The sequence below is a fragment of the Streptomyces sp. CB01201 genome, assembly GCF_002803085.1.
GTDB classification, from domain to species: domain Bacteria; phylum Actinomycetota; class Actinomycetes; order Streptomycetales; family Streptomycetaceae; genus Streptomyces; species Streptomyces hundungensis.
In genome coordinates this window covers 98,225-114,250 of record NZ_NNBJ01000023.1, presented here as the reverse complement: position 1 = coordinate 114,250, position 16,026 = coordinate 98,225, and the positions used below count along the sequence as shown (strand labels likewise).

Genomic DNA, 16,026 nt, shown 5'->3' with positions numbered 1-16,026 from the left:
GCCATGGTCACCCTCGCCTGCCTGCGGCTCTGGCTCCCATGACTTTCCGGACACCCCCTAGGGGTCGGTCGAACCGGAGTGTGTCACTCGGCCCGGACGCTCTTGCCGTCCGGGCCGGGAATCCGCAGCCGCCCTGAAGGAGCGGGAAGCATCTCGCCCCTCCGGCAAGAATGCGCGTTGGAACATGCGGCGCATCAGGGGGCCGACCGCCGGCTCACCGAGGTTCCGGTGGAGCGCCTCCGGGGCGGGGCGGCGAAGGTGTTCCGCCGCCCCGCCCCTCCTCTTCGAGATCGGCTCAGCCGACGATGGCGACCGGCCCGTCCCAGGCGTCCCGGTCGACGGTGATGGTGTAACCGCCCCGGGACTCCTTGCTGTTCACCATGAACTGGTGACCACGGCTGTGGTCCGTGTACAGCTTGCTCGCCCAAGGCCAGTCACTGGTCGTCGTGTTCACGTTGTCCCACTTCGCATACCAGAGATTGCCCGGCAGATCGGTCCGGTCCGCAGCGGTGGCGACAGCATGAGCACTGGACGTGCTGAAGCCGTAGTAGCCGGCCCGATACGTCTTGGCGCGCAGCGTCTTCGTGAACGCGCGGACGTAGGCCAGGACCGCGTTGTTGCACGACGTGTTCTTGATGTCGTACGGCTCCATGTCCAGATAGATCGCGCTGCCCTGCTTCATCCCGAGCGCGGAAGCCTTCGCCACCGCGTCCGCGCCGTCGCCGGCACCGAGCGAGGAGGCATTGGCGGCAGTCATCTTCTCCGGGCTGGACCCGGACTGGCAGGACGGCTGAGCACCCACATACAGGGGAATCAGCTTCCACCCCTGGGCAGTCACCGTCTTCACCCACGGCGCCGTCAGGTTCGGCTGGGAACAACCACGGTTCTTCCCACCGACATACACGGCCGCCGCCCCATACGGACCGGGCTTCCACGCCTTCATCGCAGCAGCGGAAGGAGCGGTACACGTGTCGAAGGCAAGACCCGTGAACGTCTTCTGCGCCGGCCACGCCGGAGCCGCCGACGCGCTCTGCGCGATCAGGCCACCCGTCGCCGCCACAGCAACACCGGCCACACCCCACCCGATGTAACGGCTTCTCTTCGAGAGACGGTGCGCAGGCTTGCGCGACTTCTCGGACATACGGTCCCCACCCCTTTGTACTGTCTGCTGCTGATGTCGATGTACGCGGCTACCGCCGCACTTGCTACACAACCCGTGCGTCGATCCCCCGTCGCGCACCGCCCCCAGGCGTGGCGCACCAGAGGATACCCAGAAAATTCGTATCTCTTGGGGGATTCGTGATCTTGGCCTCCACAATCCCAGGTCGAGGCACCGCAAACCGGGCCGCGGGGCCGGGCATCCACCCCCGCAGGGACTCAGACGTTTCGAGGCCCGCCCAACCACCTCGACGGCGGATGCGGACGTGACAGACTTGCGGCACGTGATGCAGAGGAGCCAAGCACATGACACCATGTCAGGTTCAGGTAGGCCGGGGAAGGTCATGAGTGGGCTCCCGGTGCTGATCGTCGACGCCGCGAACGTCGTCGGGTCCGTTCCCGACGGCTGGTGGCGTGACCGCAAGGGCGCCGCCGAGCGACTGCGCGACCGGCTTGCCCTGCGGGACGCCGGCGAGGAGGTGATTCTCGTCGTCGAAGGAGCGGCCCGGGGCATCGAGTCCGTGCCCGGGGTGCGTGTCGAGTCCGCACCCGGCAGTGGCGACGATCTGATCGTGGAGCTCGCCGCCGCCTACGCCGACCGACCCTGCACGGTCGTCACCGCCGATCGCGCGCTGCGCGAGCGAGTCCGGGCGCACGGTGCCGAGTACGTCGGCCCCCGCACGGTGCGACCAGGCTGATACCTGATCCCTGACCTCTGCTCTCCCGTATTGCCCCAGGTGCTGGCCCGAATGGGCCGGTGATGGGTTGAGGTTTGCGCCGACTGGGCTCGCCCGAAATCGGCTTTCCGATTCGCCTTGGGCCAGTGCTGCCCTCAGCCGCTTCACCTCGGCGAGGAATCGCGGGACGTCCAGGCGTGCGGCTGCGATGAAGTCGAGGTCCGCATCGAGTGCGGTGTTGCTGTCCTGGACCTCGCATCCCCGCGGTGAAGCGCCTGACGGCCAGCCACAGCCCGCGTGCGTTAACAATCCGCCCCTCGACAGCGACGACACCCCGCACGACCGTCAGACCGTCAGACCGTCAGCGCTCGGATCGGCGCGTTCGCCGAGCCCAAACGGGCGGAGTTCCGTACGGATGCCTATGCCGGCCGATAGCTTCATGTCCACGACGAAGGGGCGCGGTCATGACAGGGCGAGCGGTACCGCCTCGCGTGGTGGCCGCGCAGTGTGCCGCCTCCGAAGCGGGTTTCACGAAGAGTTGCACCCCTGAGGTGGGCCGGTTGCTCAGGCTGGCCGCTGCCGCGAAACCCCACGGAATCATCGCGGAGAGCGGCACCGGCTCGGGAGTGGGTACAGCCTGGTTGCACAGTGGACTTGGCTCTCGGGCCCGCCTGACAACGGCAGAGCATGACGTGGTGCTGGCCCGTCGAGCGGCCGGCCTCTTCGCGGACGACGACCGCGTCCACGTCCTCGCCGGAGACTGGCGGCTCCTTGAGCAGCACGCCCCCTTCGACGTCTTCTTCTGCGACGGCGGAGGCAAGCGAGACGATCCCGAGAGGGTTGTCGACCTGCTTGCTCCCGGTGGTCTTCTCATCCTCGACGACTTCACCCCATCGCCTCACTGGCCGCCTCGATTTGACGGCGAAGTGGACGAGCTTCGTACGTTCTACCTCACGCACCCGTCCCTGGACGCGACTGAAATACTCACAACACCCGTCAGCTCAGCGGTTGTTGGGGCCCGCCGCCTCTGACGAGGAGGGGGCCAGCCTCTCAGATCACCGGAGGCAAGACGCCGGGCGTCACCAGGACAAAGCAGGCCACGGTACGGCGAGCTCGTGGACGACGGCGGATTCTCTGGAATGGGGGGACGGGGGGACGATCAGGAGCCGTCGACTCGCAGGGTTCGGGCGAACAGGTCCAGGAGTGCGGCCCAGTGGCGTTCCGTCGCCTCGGCGTCGAATTCGGAGGTGTCGGACTGGGTGTAGCCGTGGCCGGCGCCGGCGTACACCTCGCAGCGGTGGGTGATACCGGCCTCGGTGAGGGCCTTCTCCAAGAGAGCCTGCTGCTCGGGCGGCATCGAGCCGTCCTGGTCGGCGTGGCCGAAATACGCCTCTGCCGTCATCGTGGCGACCGCCAGGTGGGGGCTGTCGGGCTGGTCCGTCGCGAGTCGGCCGCCGTGGAAACCGCCGAGCGCAGCCACCCGGTCCGGGTAGGAGCCTGCGGTGTACAGGCCGAGGCGGGCGCCCATGCAGTAGCCGGTGATGCCGACCGGCCCGTCGGCCGCCTGCGGGCAGTCGGCAAGCCAGCCAAGGTAGGCATGTGCGTCCGCGACCACCAGGTCCGGCGTCAGGCCCTGCATCAATGGCATCAGTGTGGCGAACAGCGCACCGCGGTTGTCGTGGTCGATGTGCTCGGGGAGCGGGACCAGCGGAGCACGGCCATGGCGGTAGAAGACGTGGGGAACCAGCACGGCGTAGCCCTCGGCGGCCAGCCGGTCGGCCATCGCGTTCAGAGCCGGGCGCGGACCGAACGCGTCCTGGTAGAGCAGCACCGCGGGGTGGCGCCCGTCGCCCTCGGGGTGGACGAAGTACGCGTCGGCCATGCCATCCTGCGTCGGGATCTCGACAGCGCTGCCTCGTACGGCCTTCATATCCGTATCCTTCCTTCAGCGAAATGGGCTTTCGTACTCCACCCTTTCACCAAACGGAACTGGCTAATCCATCGCCCCCGGCGCGTCCCCGAGATGGGGCGCGTGTTTGCGGGCACGGCGCCGGTCGGCCCCCTGCCCATTGGCCAGGCTCGACGCGTTGGCCAGGCTCGATGCGCCTCACCACGCATGCTGCGGATCGCGTCAGCGAGATGCCTGCCCTCATCCGCCTCCGTCACCGTGTCCGCGGGCCGGGCTGATGCTGCGAGCAGGAGGTGATCGCGCGCGGCGACCGGCATGCTACGAACTCCCTTACAGATCCGGTGAGTTCACCTCTGCGACTGAGCATCACCACATCCACCTCGGTCGCCATGCCGCGCAGGGGCCGGTAGACAAGTTCCGGCAGATCGATGCGCTGCGTGGCGGCCGGGATCACTGCGACGCCCACGCCGGCCGAAGCGAGGGTGAGTGCGCCAAGGGTCGAGGTCACCATATGGGCGCGCGCCCGGTGCTCGGCCTGAGCCGCTCCGAACCGATTGAGCACGCTGTCGTCGTGCTGGTCCGCCGCGTACACGATGAGGCGCTCGCCCTCCAGGTCGGCGGGCGTGAAGGCGGCGGTGGAAGCCCGTGGGTGGTCATGGCGCAGGGCGATCGACAGCGTGGTCTGTGCCACTCGCCTCACCACCAGGTCCGCCCCCTCGTCGATCCCGTCGCTCGGGCTGTATCCGATGTCGAGCGTGCCGTCACGCAACCCCTGCGCCTGCGCGGTCGGCGGGAGTTCGGTCACGTGCAGCTCAACCCGGGGGTGCGCCAGGTGGAAGCGGCGCAGGTCCGTGGAGAGGGGTCCTTCCAGGACGGCGATCCCGGCGAATCCGATCCTTACCGAGCCGGTCTCGCCCCTGACCGACTGCCGGGCGACCTCCAGAGCTCGGTCCGCCTGCGCGAGCGTCCTTCGCGCCTCGACGAGCAACAGCTCCCCCGCCTCCGTCAGTTCGACGCGGCGGCTGGTGCGAACGAAGACCGGCCCGCCCATCTCTCGTTCAAGGGACTTCACCTGCGTGCTCAGGGTCGACTGGGTCACGTGCAGCCGGGCGGCCGCCCGGCCGAAGTGGCATTCCTCGGCGACGGCCACGAAGTACCGCAGGTGACGAAGTTCCACGCACAGGCTCCGATCGTTTTCAGCGAACGATAGATCAGATCTATGCATTGGCACGATCGGTAGAGCGGTCGGAGACTATGAACATGCCGATTCCGATCACCCTTCAGGACCGCCAGGACATCGCCGACCTCATGACGGGCTGGGTCCATCGGGACCAGGGTCGCTGGGACCGCCTCCGGGAACTCTTCCACCCGGACGCCCGGATCGAGATCACCTGGTTCGAGGGCGCGGCCTCGGACTTCGTGGACGCGTCCGCACGGATGGCCTCCACCGGCCTGCGCAGCAAGCACCTCATCACGTCGCCCACCGTGACGTTCTCGGCCGACGGCACCCGCGCGGTCAATGAGACCAACGCGGTCATCGTCGTCGAGAACAGCAGCCTCGGCCTGGGCTGCAACGGCCACAACCGGTTCATCGACCGCCTCGAACGCCGTGCCGGTGTCTGGCGCATCACGGACCGGAAGAGCGTGTACGACTTCGCCACGTTCACCTTTCCCGCCGGGGTCACCGAAGTCGACGCCGAGGTGGTGGGCAAGTACCCCCGCGCATACGCGGCCCTGGCCTACTTGCTCGACAAGAGCGGGTTCCCGGTACTGCGCACCTTCGCGACCCAGGGCAGCGAGCTGGAACGCGGCATCACGGAGTCCGCGCTCGCGTGGCTCGGCGACGAGGCGGACGCTTAGCACCGTCCTGTACGGACATGGCACCGCTGCACGAGTGCGGGACCGTCCTGCACTCCATCGCCCCGCGGCAGTCGGGCGCGGCCGTGGACGCCAGGCTCTCCCGCCACGTCGGCGCGCGGCGGAGCACCCCGGCGGCCGGCCGAAGCGTCACACCTGCGGCGGGTCGAGTTGGGCGGCCACGGCGTCGAGAACCCACTCCAGGCCGGTCGCGAACGACGACTCGGCGTCCACGTCCGTGCCGGCGTGCACGGCTTCGGCCAGCGCCGGAAAGCGGCCCGAGGCCAACGTGCGCGTCACATGCGGGCCGTGGGCGCGCTGCCACTCAAGCTTGGAGAGGCCCGTGGTGCGCTCGGCCCGCAGGTTGGCGACCTCCCGTCGGATCGCGCCGGTGCAGTACGCGCTGACGGTCTCCGCGGCGCGCAGGACGGTGTCGATGTCGGAGAGCCCGTGGAGAGCGGCCAGCCTGGCCTCGGTCACGGCCAGGCCGTTCGGGCCCAGGGTCGGGCGACCCCCGAGCAGGTCGGCCAGCCATACGTGTCGCAAGGCGGCCTGCCTGGTCCGGTGGGCGAGGGTGCGCAGCGCCGCGCGCCAGTCACCGGCCCGCTCCTTCGGGAGGATCTCGGCGTGGACCTCGTCGAGCATGAGGTCGAGCAGTTCCTGTTTGGTGGAGATGTATCCGTACAACCGCATCGGGCCGGCGTTGAGCCGGGCCGCAACCTTGCGCAGGGACACCGCGCCCGGCGCCGAACCGGGCTCGTATCGCACGTCGTCGGGGCCACCGCTCGCCAGGCCGGCCGGACGCCGGCCGGTCGGCCGCGTGGGCGATATGGCTCGGCGTCCGGCACGGCTCTCAGGCGCGGGCTGCCGCCGCGGCGACGATCCAGTTCCTGAACTCGACGGCGTAGTGCCGCAGATGGTGGTCGAGAACCTCGTCCGGGCACGTGACCGGGAAGTAGACCGACAGGTTCGCAGTGAAGCCCTCGGCGGTGTCACCGAACTGGATCAGCGCCCGCCCGACGACCGTGCCGTCGGCCAGGAACAGGTTCGAGGACATCTTGCGCGGAAACTCGGACTCCGGGAGGAGTTCCTCCGCGTCCTCGGCCCAGGCCATGGCGTCGGTGCCCCAGCCGCCCATGTAGAAGGAGCAGACGTGGGGGCCGATGTTCTCGACCACACGGGCTCCGATGTCGTCGGTGCCCATCACGTAGTGCTCGGGGTGCGCCGCGAGCAGTGCGCTCCCGTCGCCCGCGAACGCCTTATCCATCCAGGCGAGGAACGCGCCCGAGGTGAGGCCCCTGGCCGCGAGCACGGTGGTACCTGCCTTGAACCTGCCGTCGGACGTACGCGCGCTCTCGCGCAGGAAGGCATTGCCCTTCTCGATGTCCGCGGCCAGAAGGTCGAGAAGCCCTTGGCGTCCCAGCAGCGTCCGGAAGCGGTCCAGGGCCCGGCGGGCGTAGAACAGCTCGAAGTCGTCGATGCTCCCGGGCCCGGCGGGCCCCGATTCGAGCGTCACGGTCACGGGCGGAGAAGTCTGCGTGTCGGTCATGATCGAACCTCCGATATGATGTGAATGCGAATTCACATTCACATCGGGAAGTTACCCCTGGGAGTGCATCACTTGTCAAAAGAGCCAGGTCAGGCCCTCGCGGCTACCATGCCCGGCATGACCGAGGACCCAGAACGATCAGCGCCCTACCGGGAGCCCCGGCAGGCGCGCAGCGCCGCGACGCTGGCTCGTGTGCTCCGGGCCGCCGAGGACATCGCCTCCTCATCGGGCCTTGAGGACATGACGATGACCGGTGTGGCGGAACGTGCGGGCGTCGCCGTAGGCACGATCTACCGCCGCTTCCAGGACAAGGAACAGCTGATCACTGCCCTGAGCGAGCGGATGCTGGAACGGCGCGAAGAGTACGTCGCGGAGCGCTTGCGTGCGGCCGAGCCCACGCTGACGGGCGTCATGGACGCCTACGCGCACGCCCTGCTGCAATCGTTCAGCGACAGCAGCAATCTCTTCCCCGAGTTGCTGCGCACGCGAGGCGCCAAGTCGCTGGAGCGCGGAGCCCGCACCATCACCGAAATCCACCGGCTCCTCCTGGAAGCGGCAGCCCCCTACGCCAAGGAGATCCGGCGCTCCGACCCCCAAACGGCACTGGACACCGTGGCCCGCGGCATCCTGGGGGCCTGCTTCCACAACTCCGTACGCCCCGACCCCATCACCGGCGATACGGCCACGCGCACGTACGCGGACGAGCTCAGCGACATGGCGATCGCCTACCTGATGACGCCCGGCCGTCGCCACACCTCCCATCCCTGAACTCGGCGCCGGCCGCCCTCGCCTCGATCCGCGAGCCGACGGGAAAGCCCGACCGCAGCCGGATGCCGACGGCTCGGGTTCAGGACGAGGGCTGCAGCCAGCGCCGCGCCGCAGCGAGATCCACCTCGACGTCATCGCTCCAAGAGCAGACCTCCAGCCATGAGAGGTAGCCGCCCTGCACGAAGACCAGGACCTCGCCAGGGCATTCGCCGGTCTCGGTGACCAGCGGGACATCGACAGCCACGACGGTGCCGGGCCCCGTCGCCGCGGGCTCCACCGAGTCGGCGTCGAGTTCGAAGTAGGCGGTACCGCACCCGCACGGACAACGGGACTGCACGCTGAGATGGGGCACCTGCCGTCGGAGGGCGACGTGATCGGGCTCGTCCGGGCTCAGCATCAGGCCGAGCACCTCGGCAACGTCCTCAGGCAGGCTGTCATTCATGCCGCCACCGTAGCTGACCAGCGGTTTTGTGGTTCCATCAATTTCGGGTCCGTCGATCCTCCGCTGCCCTCATGCCCTGAGTCCCGTGAACCGGCCGGCTGAGGTGGCGCAGCCGCGCGGGGGAAGGCCGGGGCTCCGTCGTACGACGTGACGTCACGGCAGTCGCCGGTGGCCCGCATGATCGGAACGCATCAGCGGGATGTGTCACAGAAGGTGCAGCGCTTGGAGATCTGCGACGTACTTGGTGATCAGGTCCGGTGTCAGGTGCGGAATGTCCCGCGCGGCGTCGAGCTCGGCCATGCGGACCGCCGCGCGGAATTCGTGTGCCGGCAAGGCGGAACCGGGCAGATGCGCCTGGGGGTGGGCGAAGGCGTGGAGCAGTGGGAGCAGGGAGTGCCGCTTCTGGCGGTCCGGCAGGCGGTGCATGGCGGCCTCGAAGCGGCGGAGCCATTCGTCGTAGTCGTGGATGCGGCTGACGGGATGGCCGGCGGCCACCAGCCAGTCGATGAAGGTGTCGAGTGAGATTCCGTCCTCGTGCGGATTCACGACGTTGAAGGTCCGGTGTCCTGCCCGCGCGTGGTCACCGAGGGAGGCCACGGCCTGCGCGGTGAAGTCGACGGGAAGCGCGTCGTAGTGGGCGCCGCCTTCGCCGTTGCCCGGTGCGTAGAAGCTGCCCGGCGCGATCCCGGTCGCCAGCAGGCTGACCAGCAGCCGTGTGAAGACGTCCGGGACGTTGACCTGACCCCGGTAGTGCGGGTGGGCGAGGATCAGATTCGAGCGGAATACGGCCACGGGCAGACCGAACGTGTGGTGGGCCTCGCGCAGAAGTACTTCGCCGGCCCATTTGCTGGCCGCGTACCCGTTCGCGTACTGCGTGTCGTCGGCGTACGCCGTGCCGTCCGCGTACGCCGTGTCGCTCGCGTACGCCCTCCCGATCGCGCGCTCGGGGCAGGCCGTGCGGATGTCCGACGTCTCGTCCGCTGCCGCCGGGGAGTCGAAGGCGACGGCGACCGTGGAGATGAAGGTGACCTGCTTGACCCGGGAGGCGACGGCGAGCTTGATCACTTCTGCCGTACCCAGGACGTTCGGGCCGAACAACTGGCCATAGGGCAGGACGTGGTTCACCAGGGCCGCCGAGTGGACGATCAGGTCCACGGTCTCGGCCAGCCGCTGCCAGGCCGGTCCGTCGAGCCCGAGGTCGGGCTCCCCCACGTCGCCGGCGATCACCTCCAGGTGGCCCTTGGCCAAGTCGGCGTACCGGGCGGCGAGTTCAGGGTCGCCACCCTCGAACACCTCGTCCAGCCGTGCCCGGGCCAGCTCATTGGTCCGGCCGCGAACGACACACACCACGGTTCCGTTGCGTTCAGCGACGCGCTGGAGCCATTCGAGGCAGAGGAACCGCCCCAGATAGCCGTTGGCGCCGGTCAGCAGGACCGTCCGCGCCTCGGGCATCGGATCGGTCGGCGGGCCGGAGTTCGTCACGAGGGCGGTGTCGAAGAACGCGTCCAGGGTCAGGTCCTTGGCGGCGAGCCGGGTCGCGCCCTGCCCATGGACGGTGTCGGCGGTCGGCCGTCGGCGTTGCGACGCCAGCTCCCGCTCGATGTGCTCGCCCACCTGCCGCAGTGTGTTGACCGGGTTGATGATGACATCGACGGGGACGTCGACACGGTGGATGTCCTTGAGCAACTGGGAGTACGCCACCGCGGAGAGGCTGTCACCGCCCAGTTCGTGGAAGTGCGTTCCCGGGTGTACATCGCCCTGCTGCCGTCCGAGCAGTGCCAGAGCGGCCTGGAGTACCGTTTCACGCACCGGTCGGTCCGGGCCGTCCCGGCGCAAGGCCCCGATCTGGTCACTCTCGTGGTCGGCGATCTCGTTGTACAGCGTCTCCAGACGCTCGCCGTAGCGGCGTGCGAGGGCGGGTCGCAGCGGCTTGCGCAGCCCGGAGAGCAGGCCGTTGTCCTGGCTGAACGGCTCGACTTCGATCAGGAAGTCCCTCGGTATTTCATGGGAGTTGAGGCCGCTCTCGGCGGCCACTTGCCGCATGGATGCGCGCAGGCCCGGCCTGAGCTTGTCAGCGTTCCCGCCCACGTCCGCGAGTGCCTGCGCGGTGGGAACGACGACCGCGAGCAGATGGGGGCGCGAGCTGTTGGCGTACAGGAACACCTGCCGCACGAGCGGGCCGGTGGCGAAGAGGTTTTCCAGGCGGGAAACAGCCACGAACTCGCCCTGCGAGAGCTTCAGGACGCTGGAACGACGGTCGACGTAGGCCAGCTCGTGGCGGCCCGTACGGGCCATGATGTCGCCCGTACGGTAGAAGCCGTCCTCGTCGAAGGCCTGCGCGGTGGCGTCGGGGCGATGGTAGTAGCCCGGGATCAGCCGGTCGGACTTGATCAGCAACTCGCCCCTGGGGTGGGGCACGTCGGTGCTGGAGTAGCCCAGTTCGGGTACGTCCACCAGCTTGTGCGCGGTCACCGGCGGGGAGAGGACGCGGCCGTCCAGAAAGACGATGCCGGCTTCCGTGGATCCATAGCCGTCCAGGATCCTGACCCGTAGACAGCTCTGCGCGAACGCCTTCATCTCGGCGCCGAGGGGCGCCGAGGCGTTCACGGCCCACAGGAGGCGGCCTCCGACCGTCTTCTCCCGCAGCTCCGCTCCGGCCCGGACCCCGGCCTCCATGGCGAGGGCAGCGTCACCGTCGCTCTCCCTGCTCAAGCCGGCCAGCACGGTCTGGTGGCGCTGGAAGAGCATGTCGCAGATGCGGGGCACCATGATCAGTTCGGTGGGCCGGACCAGGGCCAGGTCCTCGAAGAGCGTCGACAAGTCGCTCGACGCCGCGAAGTAGGCGATACCGCCCCTGGCCAGCGTGCTGAACAGCACCCCGCGCCCCACCATGTGGCTCAGCGGCAGATAGTTGAGGACGATGGACGGCCGTGCCTCCTGGCCGGGGACGAAGTCGACCCAGAAGTTCTTGGCGAGGCTTTCGGTGTACATGGCTCCCTTGGGCGTACCCGTACTGCCCGAGGTGTAGATCAGCGTGTTGAGTGCGTCGGCTGACGCCGGGCGGCTGACGCAAGGCGCCGCCGGAAGGGTCCTTCCCCGTGCGATGACGGATGCCAGGGTGTCCACCGTGACGCCACGGCCCTGCGCCGCCAGTCCATTGCGCACGCCGGCCACCAACTCGCGGTGCCCGGTGCTCTCTTGGCGATGTCCCAGAACGACGATCCTGCGCAATGACGGGGCATCCGCCGCGACCTGGAGCGCGACTTCGAGTTGCGTTGCGTCGACGGCCAGCAGCCGCGGGGCGGACTGCGCGACGATGGGAGCCAAGTGGGCGGCCGTCGTGCCGGCCGGCAAGGGTACGCATACGGCGCCGGACCGGATGCAGGCCAGATCCGCCACGGTGTACTCGGCGCTCGCAGGGCCGAGCAGCGCGACGACATCGCCCGGGACGAGGGCTTCTTCGGGGTGGTGCGTCCACTCCGACGTCACCGCGCCCACCCGCTCCCACAGTTCGCCGTAGGTGATCGTGTCGAACCGTTCCAGCAGGCGCATCCCGGTGCGCCCCGTGTCGGGGGCGGTGACCGCCTCCATGGCACGCTCGCCCAGGGCGGCGCGGTCCGCGTAGCTCTCCATGACGGTGGCCACGAGTTCGCCGAGAGACAGCCCCGGCCGCCGGAGCGCGGTGGTGACGGACTCCAGGGGCGCGGCGCCACGGAACTGCGGGTCCGTCGAGGTCAAGTACTCGCCGCGCCGGGCGGTGTACGAGTCGAGTTCATGGGTCAACTCAGGTGCGGACATGGGTAAGTGGCCTCCTGTTGCGCTGGCGGGGCAAGGGAATCGAGGGGCGGGGTCCACGTGGTTCATGAGCTGTCGCCATCGGTGTCCCGGGTGAGCTGGACGATGGCGGCCGCCGCGGCACGGGCGCCGTCCCCGTCCCGGACCTCGATCGCCTCGACGAGGCGCCTGTGCAGGCCGGCATGCTCCTGCGCGGCGGCGGCGTCCCAGGGCAGCTCCCCCACCGTGGCGGTGAGGGCGGTACCGAGGTGGTCGTACACCTCCATCAGGAGGTCGTTTCCACTCGCGCGGACCACGGCCCGGTGGAACAGGGCGTCGACGTCCTTGGCCGCGGCCAGGTCCTCGCTCTCGCACGCCGTCTCCGCGTCGGCCAACAGCTCTCGCAGCTGCACGAGTTGATCCTCGCTGCGGCGCAGGGCGGCGGCCTTCGAGGCGAACTCCTCCAGCACGGTGCGCAGTTCGAGTACGTCGTTCCGCTGGGCCGAGCTCGCGCGGCGCACCATGACGGACTGGAGCTCACTGGACGCGCGGACATACGTGCCGTCCCCCATCCGGGCTTCGAGGAGCCCCAGGTGAACGAGCGCCCCGATCGCCTCTCGCAGGGTGCTGCGTCCGACCCCCAGCTCCTCCATGAGGGCCTGCTCCGAAGGAATCCTCGTTCCCACCGCCCATCCGCCCTCTTCGATGTGCGAACGGAGGCTGTCCACGAGCTGCGAGGCCAGGCTCGCCGACCTGCGTGGTGCATCGATGCGTTTCATGGACATCACCCTAGCCAAACATCAGACGTTTGAACATCGCATGTTTGAGACTGCCCGGGCCCTGCGCCGACTGCATCGCATCCCGGCGATCCCGGTTCGTCCTGTCCGACGGATTGCCTGACATATCGTCGTCCGCGCATACGAATTCCGGCGGCCCTCGCGGCCCTAAGCTGCGGAGATGATGAGGCACATGTCGACGCATTCCGCCAGGAGTCTCAGCCGGGTGCTCGCGGACCTCGGCTCCACGCTCCTCGATCCGCTGTACGGCGACTGGGAGCGGGCCGTCGAGATCGGCGGCGTCGGCATTCACGATCCGTATGACGAGCAGCACTACCCGCCGCACGCGATCGTCCTCGGCACCGGCGTCCGCGGGGCGGACGAGACGGCGGAGGTCCTGCACGGCCTGCGGCCCCATGGCGCCGCGGCCCTCGTGGTCAGGGGGCCGGTCGAGGACGCGGCCCGTCTTGAGCGGGCGGTGGCCGAGACCGGAGTGGCGCTGCTGACCCTCACCCGCGGGGCATCCTGGGCACAGCTGGCGGCCATGCTGCGCACGCTGCTGTCCGAGGGAGATGTCGGCGAGGCCGCGGAACACACCCTGGGCGGGGTGCCGTCCGGCGATCTGTTCGCCCTGGCCAATGCCATCGGCACGCTGCTCGACGCTCCGGTCACCATCGAGGACCGTCGCTCCAGGATCCTCGCCTTCTCCGGTGGCCAGGACGAGGCCGACACCGCCCGGGTCGAGAGCATCCTGGCCCGTCAGGTACCCGAGCGGTATCTGCGCCTCCACGAGGAGCACGGCGTGTTCAAGGAGCTCTACCGCAGCGAGGGCCTGGTGCACGTGCCGGCGCCGACGATGGAGGACGAAGTGGCGTTGCCGCGGGTCGCGGTGGCGGTTCGGGCCGGGGACGAGATCCTCGGCTCGGTGTGGGCGGCCGTGCGCGAACCGCTGACCCGCGAGCGGGAGGCGGCCTTCCTGGAGGCGGCCAAACTCGCCGCGCTGCACATGCTCCGCTTCCGGGCCGGCACCGACGCCGAGTACCGGCTGCGCGCCGACCTGGTGGCGACCGCGCTCGAAGGCGGCGCCGGGGCCATCGCGGCGCTGGGCCGCCTGGGCCTGGCCGACGAGCCGACCCTGGTCATGGCCATGGGCCTGCCCCCCGGCCGGGGCGTGGACCACGCGCACATCACCGCCGAGCACCAACGCCTGACCGCGGCCCTGGCCGTGCATCTCAGTGCCGTCCAGCCTCGGTCCGCCGTGGCCCTGCTGGGTGACGTGGCGTACGCGCTGTTCCCCGTGGCCTCGGACAGCGCCCGCGTGCGCGAACGCGCCGTACAGGTCGCCTCCAACTTCCTTGAGCGCACCGGCGACCGGGCGGGCGCCGTCATCGGCATCGGGTCGGTGGCTCTGGAACCGGCAGCGCTCGCGCGCTCCCGCACCAATGCCGACCGCACCCTGCGGGTGCTTTTCAGCGGCCGGAACTCCCCGCGCGTCGCGGCGATCGCCGATGTGTACGTCGACGCCCTCATGCTGGAGATACGCGACCTGGCGATCAGCAACCGCGATGAGCCGTCCGGCCCGCTCGCCCGCCTCGCGGCGTACGACGCCAAGCACAACGCCCATCTCGTCGAGACGCTGCGCGCCTGGCTGGACGCCTTCGGAGACGTCGTCGCCGCCTCCGCCAACGCGTTCGTCCACCCCAACACCTTCCGCTACCGCATCCGCCGGGTGGCCGAGGTGGGGCAGATCGACCTCCAGGACCCCTCCGCGCGGTTCGCCGCCATGCTTCAGTTGCGCCTGATGCCGATGGACAGCGGCGGGGCCCACCCCGATCGAACCGGGCGCAATGCGCCAACGGCCCGACAGTAAAGCCGAGTTCGGCGGCGGATGCTCGGCGGGACAGGTGGATCGGCGTGGGCCCGAATGACCGACCTCATTCAGCGCCACGGGGATGTGGCGGCCGGGGCGGGGAGCGGTTGACGAGGGAGTCGGACAGGATGGTCTCCATGAAGACCATCGCCTTCCCCCGGACCGAGCTGCGGTCCTCCAACGTCGTCCTGGGCCTGATGCGTATCGCCGCACTTGAGGACGAGGACATCCGAACCCTCTACGGCAGCGCGCGGGACTCCGGGATCAACACCTTCGATCACGCCGACATCTACGGGCCCTCACGCCACGCGTGCGAGGAACGCTTCGGACAGGCCGTCAAGCTCTCCGCCGCCGAGCGTGAGCAGATCGTCATCCAGAGCAAGGTCGGCATCCGGCCCGGCTTCTTCGACTTCTCGAAGGAGCACATCGTGCGCACGGTCGAGGAGTCACTGGCGGCCCTGCGCACCGACTACCTCGACGTCCTGCTGCTCCACCGTCCCGACACCCTCGTCGAGCCCGCCGAGGTGGCGGAGGCCTTCGACGAACTGCATGCGGCGGGGAAGGTCGTGAACTTCGGGGTCTCGAACCACACGCCCGGCCAGATCGCGCTCCTCAAGACCGCGGTACAGCAGCCGCTGGTGGCCAATCAGGTGCAACTGAGCATCACGCACTGCCCGTTGATCGCCACGGGCATCGCCGCGAACATGGGCGGGCTCGACCAGTCACTCGACCGCGACAACGGCCTGCTCGACTATGCGCGGGTGCACGGCATCACGCTCCAGGCGTGGTCGCCGTTCCAGAAGGGATTCTTCGACGGAGTCTTCATCGGCGACGTCGAGCACTACCCGGAACTGAACTCCGTCCTGGACGAACTGGCGGCGGCCTACGGGGTGACTCCGACAGGTATCGCCGTCGCCTGGATCACCCGCCACCCCGCGAACATGCAGGTGGTCCTGGGCACCACCAATCCGGGGCGGGTGGCCGAGTCCGCGGCGGGCTCGGACATCCCGCTCACCCGCGAGGAGTGGTACCGCCTCTTCAGCGCCGCCGGCCACACAATTCCCTGAGCCGGCCCCCATCACGGGGATCCATGGGAGACGCGGGCGGGTGGCGAACGGCAGGGCAGTCCTCGCCGTCGCCACCCGCGTGGGCGTCGTCCCATCCACCTCCCCGGTGTCGGTACGGGAGGGGTTGGCGACCGTCTCTGTACCGGAGGGGTGGCGACCGCAACCATGGAGGTGAGCGA

Annotated in this window: 14 protein-coding genes; 6 read left to right on the top strand and 8 right to left on the bottom strand. The window is 69.2% G+C overall.

Annotated elements, in window-relative coordinates; genetic code table 11:
- Positions 1 to 295: 295 nt before the first annotated feature.
- Entirely contained in the window at positions 296 to 1,141 is an 846-nt protein-coding gene (locus tag CG740_RS34525; protein ID WP_100579264.1) for a glycoside hydrolase domain-containing protein, read from the bottom strand.
- A gap of 361 nt (positions 1,142 to 1,502) precedes the next feature.
- Here CG740_RS34525 and CG740_RS34520 point away from each other — a divergent pair, with 361 nt between their 5' ends.
- Together CG740_RS34520 and CG740_RS34515 are read left to right on the top strand one after the other, a co-directional pair.
- Positions 1,503 to 1,856 (top strand): NTP pyrophosphohydrolase, encoded by a 354-nt coding sequence (locus CG740_RS34520; RefSeq protein ID WP_100579263.1) that lies wholly within the window; start codon positions 1,503 to 1,505, stop codon positions 1,854 to 1,856.
- A 443-nt stretch (positions 1,857 to 2,299) separates the two neighbouring features.
- Positions 2,300 to 2,866, top strand: coding sequence for an O-methyltransferase (locus CG740_RS34515; protein ID WP_100579262.1), 567 nt, complete (start codon positions 2,300 to 2,302; stop codon positions 2,864 to 2,866).
- Positions 2,867 to 2,994: 128 nt separating this feature from the next.
- Here CG740_RS34515 and CG740_RS34510 read toward each other — a convergent pair whose 3' ends face one another.
- Positions 2,995 to 3,765: a dienelactone hydrolase family protein gene (locus CG740_RS34510; protein WP_100579261.1), complete on the bottom strand. Its 771-nt coding sequence runs from the start codon at positions 3,763 to 3,765 to the stop codon at positions 2,995 to 2,997.
- 232 nt (positions 3,766 to 3,997) lie between these two features.
- The gene (locus tag CG740_RS34505; RefSeq protein WP_100579260.1) at positions 3,998 to 4,921 is read right to left on the bottom strand and encodes a LysR substrate-binding domain-containing protein; all 924 of its coding nucleotides are present in this window, start codon (positions 4,919 to 4,921) and stop codon (positions 3,998 to 4,000) included.
- A gap of 83 nt (positions 4,922 to 5,004) precedes the next feature.
- On the opposite strand from CG740_RS34505, the gene CG740_RS34500 reads away from it, so the two are divergent.
- The gene (locus tag CG740_RS34500) at positions 5,005 to 5,604 is read left to right on the top strand and encodes a nuclear transport factor 2 family protein (RefSeq protein ID WP_199846659.1); all 600 of its coding nucleotides are present in this window, start codon (positions 5,005 to 5,007) and stop codon (positions 5,602 to 5,604) included.
- Positions 5,605 to 5,751: 147 nt separating this feature from the next.
- Here the strand turns inward: CG740_RS34500 and CG740_RS34495 are convergent, their stop codons facing one another.
- Both CG740_RS34495 and CG740_RS34490 read right to left on the bottom strand, forming a co-directional pair.
- Positions 5,752 to 6,369, bottom strand: a complete 618-nt coding sequence (locus CG740_RS34495; protein WP_234376650.1) for a TetR/AcrR family transcriptional regulator C-terminal domain-containing protein — start codon at positions 6,367 to 6,369, stop codon at positions 5,752 to 5,754.
- Positions 6,370 to 6,454: 85 nt separating this feature from the next.
- Positions 6,455 to 7,150 carry a hypothetical protein gene (locus CG740_RS34490; protein WP_100579259.1) on the bottom strand — a complete coding sequence of 232 codons (696 nt, stop codon included), beginning with the start codon at positions 7,148 to 7,150 and terminating at the stop codon, positions 6,455 to 6,457.
- A gap of 117 nt (positions 7,151 to 7,267) precedes the next feature.
- Here CG740_RS34490 and CG740_RS34485 point away from each other — a divergent pair, with 117 nt between their 5' ends.
- Positions 7,268 to 7,918: a TetR/AcrR family transcriptional regulator gene (locus CG740_RS34485; protein ID WP_234376649.1), complete on the top strand. Its 651-nt coding sequence runs from the start codon at positions 7,268 to 7,270 to the stop codon at positions 7,916 to 7,918.
- Positions 7,919 to 7,997: 79 nt separating this feature from the next.
- On the opposite strand, the gene CG740_RS34480 is transcribed toward CG740_RS34485, so the two are convergent.
- From CG740_RS34480 to CG740_RS34470, 3 genes are all read right to left on the bottom strand, one after another.
- Positions 7,998 to 8,360, bottom strand: a complete 363-nt coding sequence (locus CG740_RS34480) for a hypothetical protein (protein ID WP_100579257.1) — start codon at positions 8,358 to 8,360, stop codon at positions 7,998 to 8,000.
- A 204-nt stretch (positions 8,361 to 8,564) separates the two neighbouring features.
- Positions 8,565 to 12,158: a carboxylic acid reductase gene (gene car / locus CG740_RS34475; protein ID WP_100579256.1), complete on the bottom strand. Its 3,594-nt coding sequence runs from the start codon at positions 12,156 to 12,158 to the stop codon at positions 8,565 to 8,567.
- Positions 12,159 to 12,220: 62 nt separating this feature from the next.
- Positions 12,221 to 12,913: a FadR/GntR family transcriptional regulator gene (locus CG740_RS34470; RefSeq protein ID WP_100579274.1), complete on the bottom strand. Its 693-nt coding sequence runs from the start codon at positions 12,911 to 12,913 to the stop codon at positions 12,221 to 12,223.
- 190 nt (positions 12,914 to 13,103) lie between these two features.
- Between CG740_RS34470 and CG740_RS34465 the strand changes: the two genes are divergently transcribed.
- Positions 13,104 to 14,780 (top strand): PucR family transcriptional regulator, encoded by a 1,677-nt coding sequence (locus CG740_RS34465; protein ID WP_100579255.1) that lies wholly within the window; start codon positions 13,104 to 13,106, stop codon positions 14,778 to 14,780.
- 137 nt (positions 14,781 to 14,917) lie between these two features.
- Entirely contained in the window at positions 14,918 to 15,847 is a 930-nt protein-coding gene (locus tag CG740_RS34460; protein ID WP_100579273.1) for an aldo/keto reductase, read from the top strand.
- Positions 15,848 to 16,026 lie beyond the last annotated feature (179 nt).

Bases quoted from the DNA above. Each gene is read 5' to 3' on its own strand.
- CG740_RS34525 (WP_100579264.1), bottom strand. From the start codon at position 1,141: ATGTCCGAGAAGTCGCGCAAGCCTGCGCACCGTCTCTCGAAGAGAAGC.
- CG740_RS34520 (WP_100579263.1), top strand. From the start codon at position 1,503: ATGAGTGGGCTCCCGGTGCTGATCGTCGACGCCGCGAACGTCGTCGGG.
- CG740_RS34515 (WP_100579262.1), top strand. From the start codon at position 2,300: ATGACAGGGCGAGCGGTACCGCCTCGCGTGGTGGCCGCGCAGTGTGCC.
- CG740_RS34510 (WP_100579261.1), bottom strand. From the start codon at position 3,765: ATGAAGGCCGTACGAGGCAGCGCTGTCGAGATCCCGACGCAGGATGGC.
- CG740_RS34500 (WP_199846659.1), top strand. From the start codon at position 5,005: ATGCCGATTCCGATCACCCTTCAGGACCGCCAGGACATCGCCGACCTC.
- CG740_RS34490 (WP_100579259.1), bottom strand. From the start codon at position 7,150: ATGACCGACACGCAGACTTCTCCGCCCGTGACCGTGACGCTCGAATCG.
- CG740_RS34485 (WP_234376649.1), top strand. From the start codon at position 7,268: ATGACCGAGGACCCAGAACGATCAGCGCCCTACCGGGAGCCCCGGCAG.
- CG740_RS34480 (WP_100579257.1), bottom strand. From the start codon at position 8,360: ATGAATGACAGCCTGCCTGAGGACGTTGCCGAGGTGCTCGGCCTGATG.
- car (WP_100579256.1), bottom strand. From the start codon at position 12,158: ATGTCCGCACCTGAGTTGACCCATGAACTCGACTCGTACACCGCCCGG.
- CG740_RS34470 (WP_100579274.1), bottom strand. From the start codon at position 12,913: ATGAAACGCATCGATGCACCACGCAGGTCGGCGAGCCTGGCCTCGCAG.
- CG740_RS34465 (WP_100579255.1), top strand. From the start codon at position 13,104: ATGTCGACGCATTCCGCCAGGAGTCTCAGCCGGGTGCTCGCGGACCTC.
- CG740_RS34460 (WP_100579273.1), top strand. From the start codon at position 14,918: ATGAAGACCATCGCCTTCCCCCGGACCGAGCTGCGGTCCTCCAACGTC.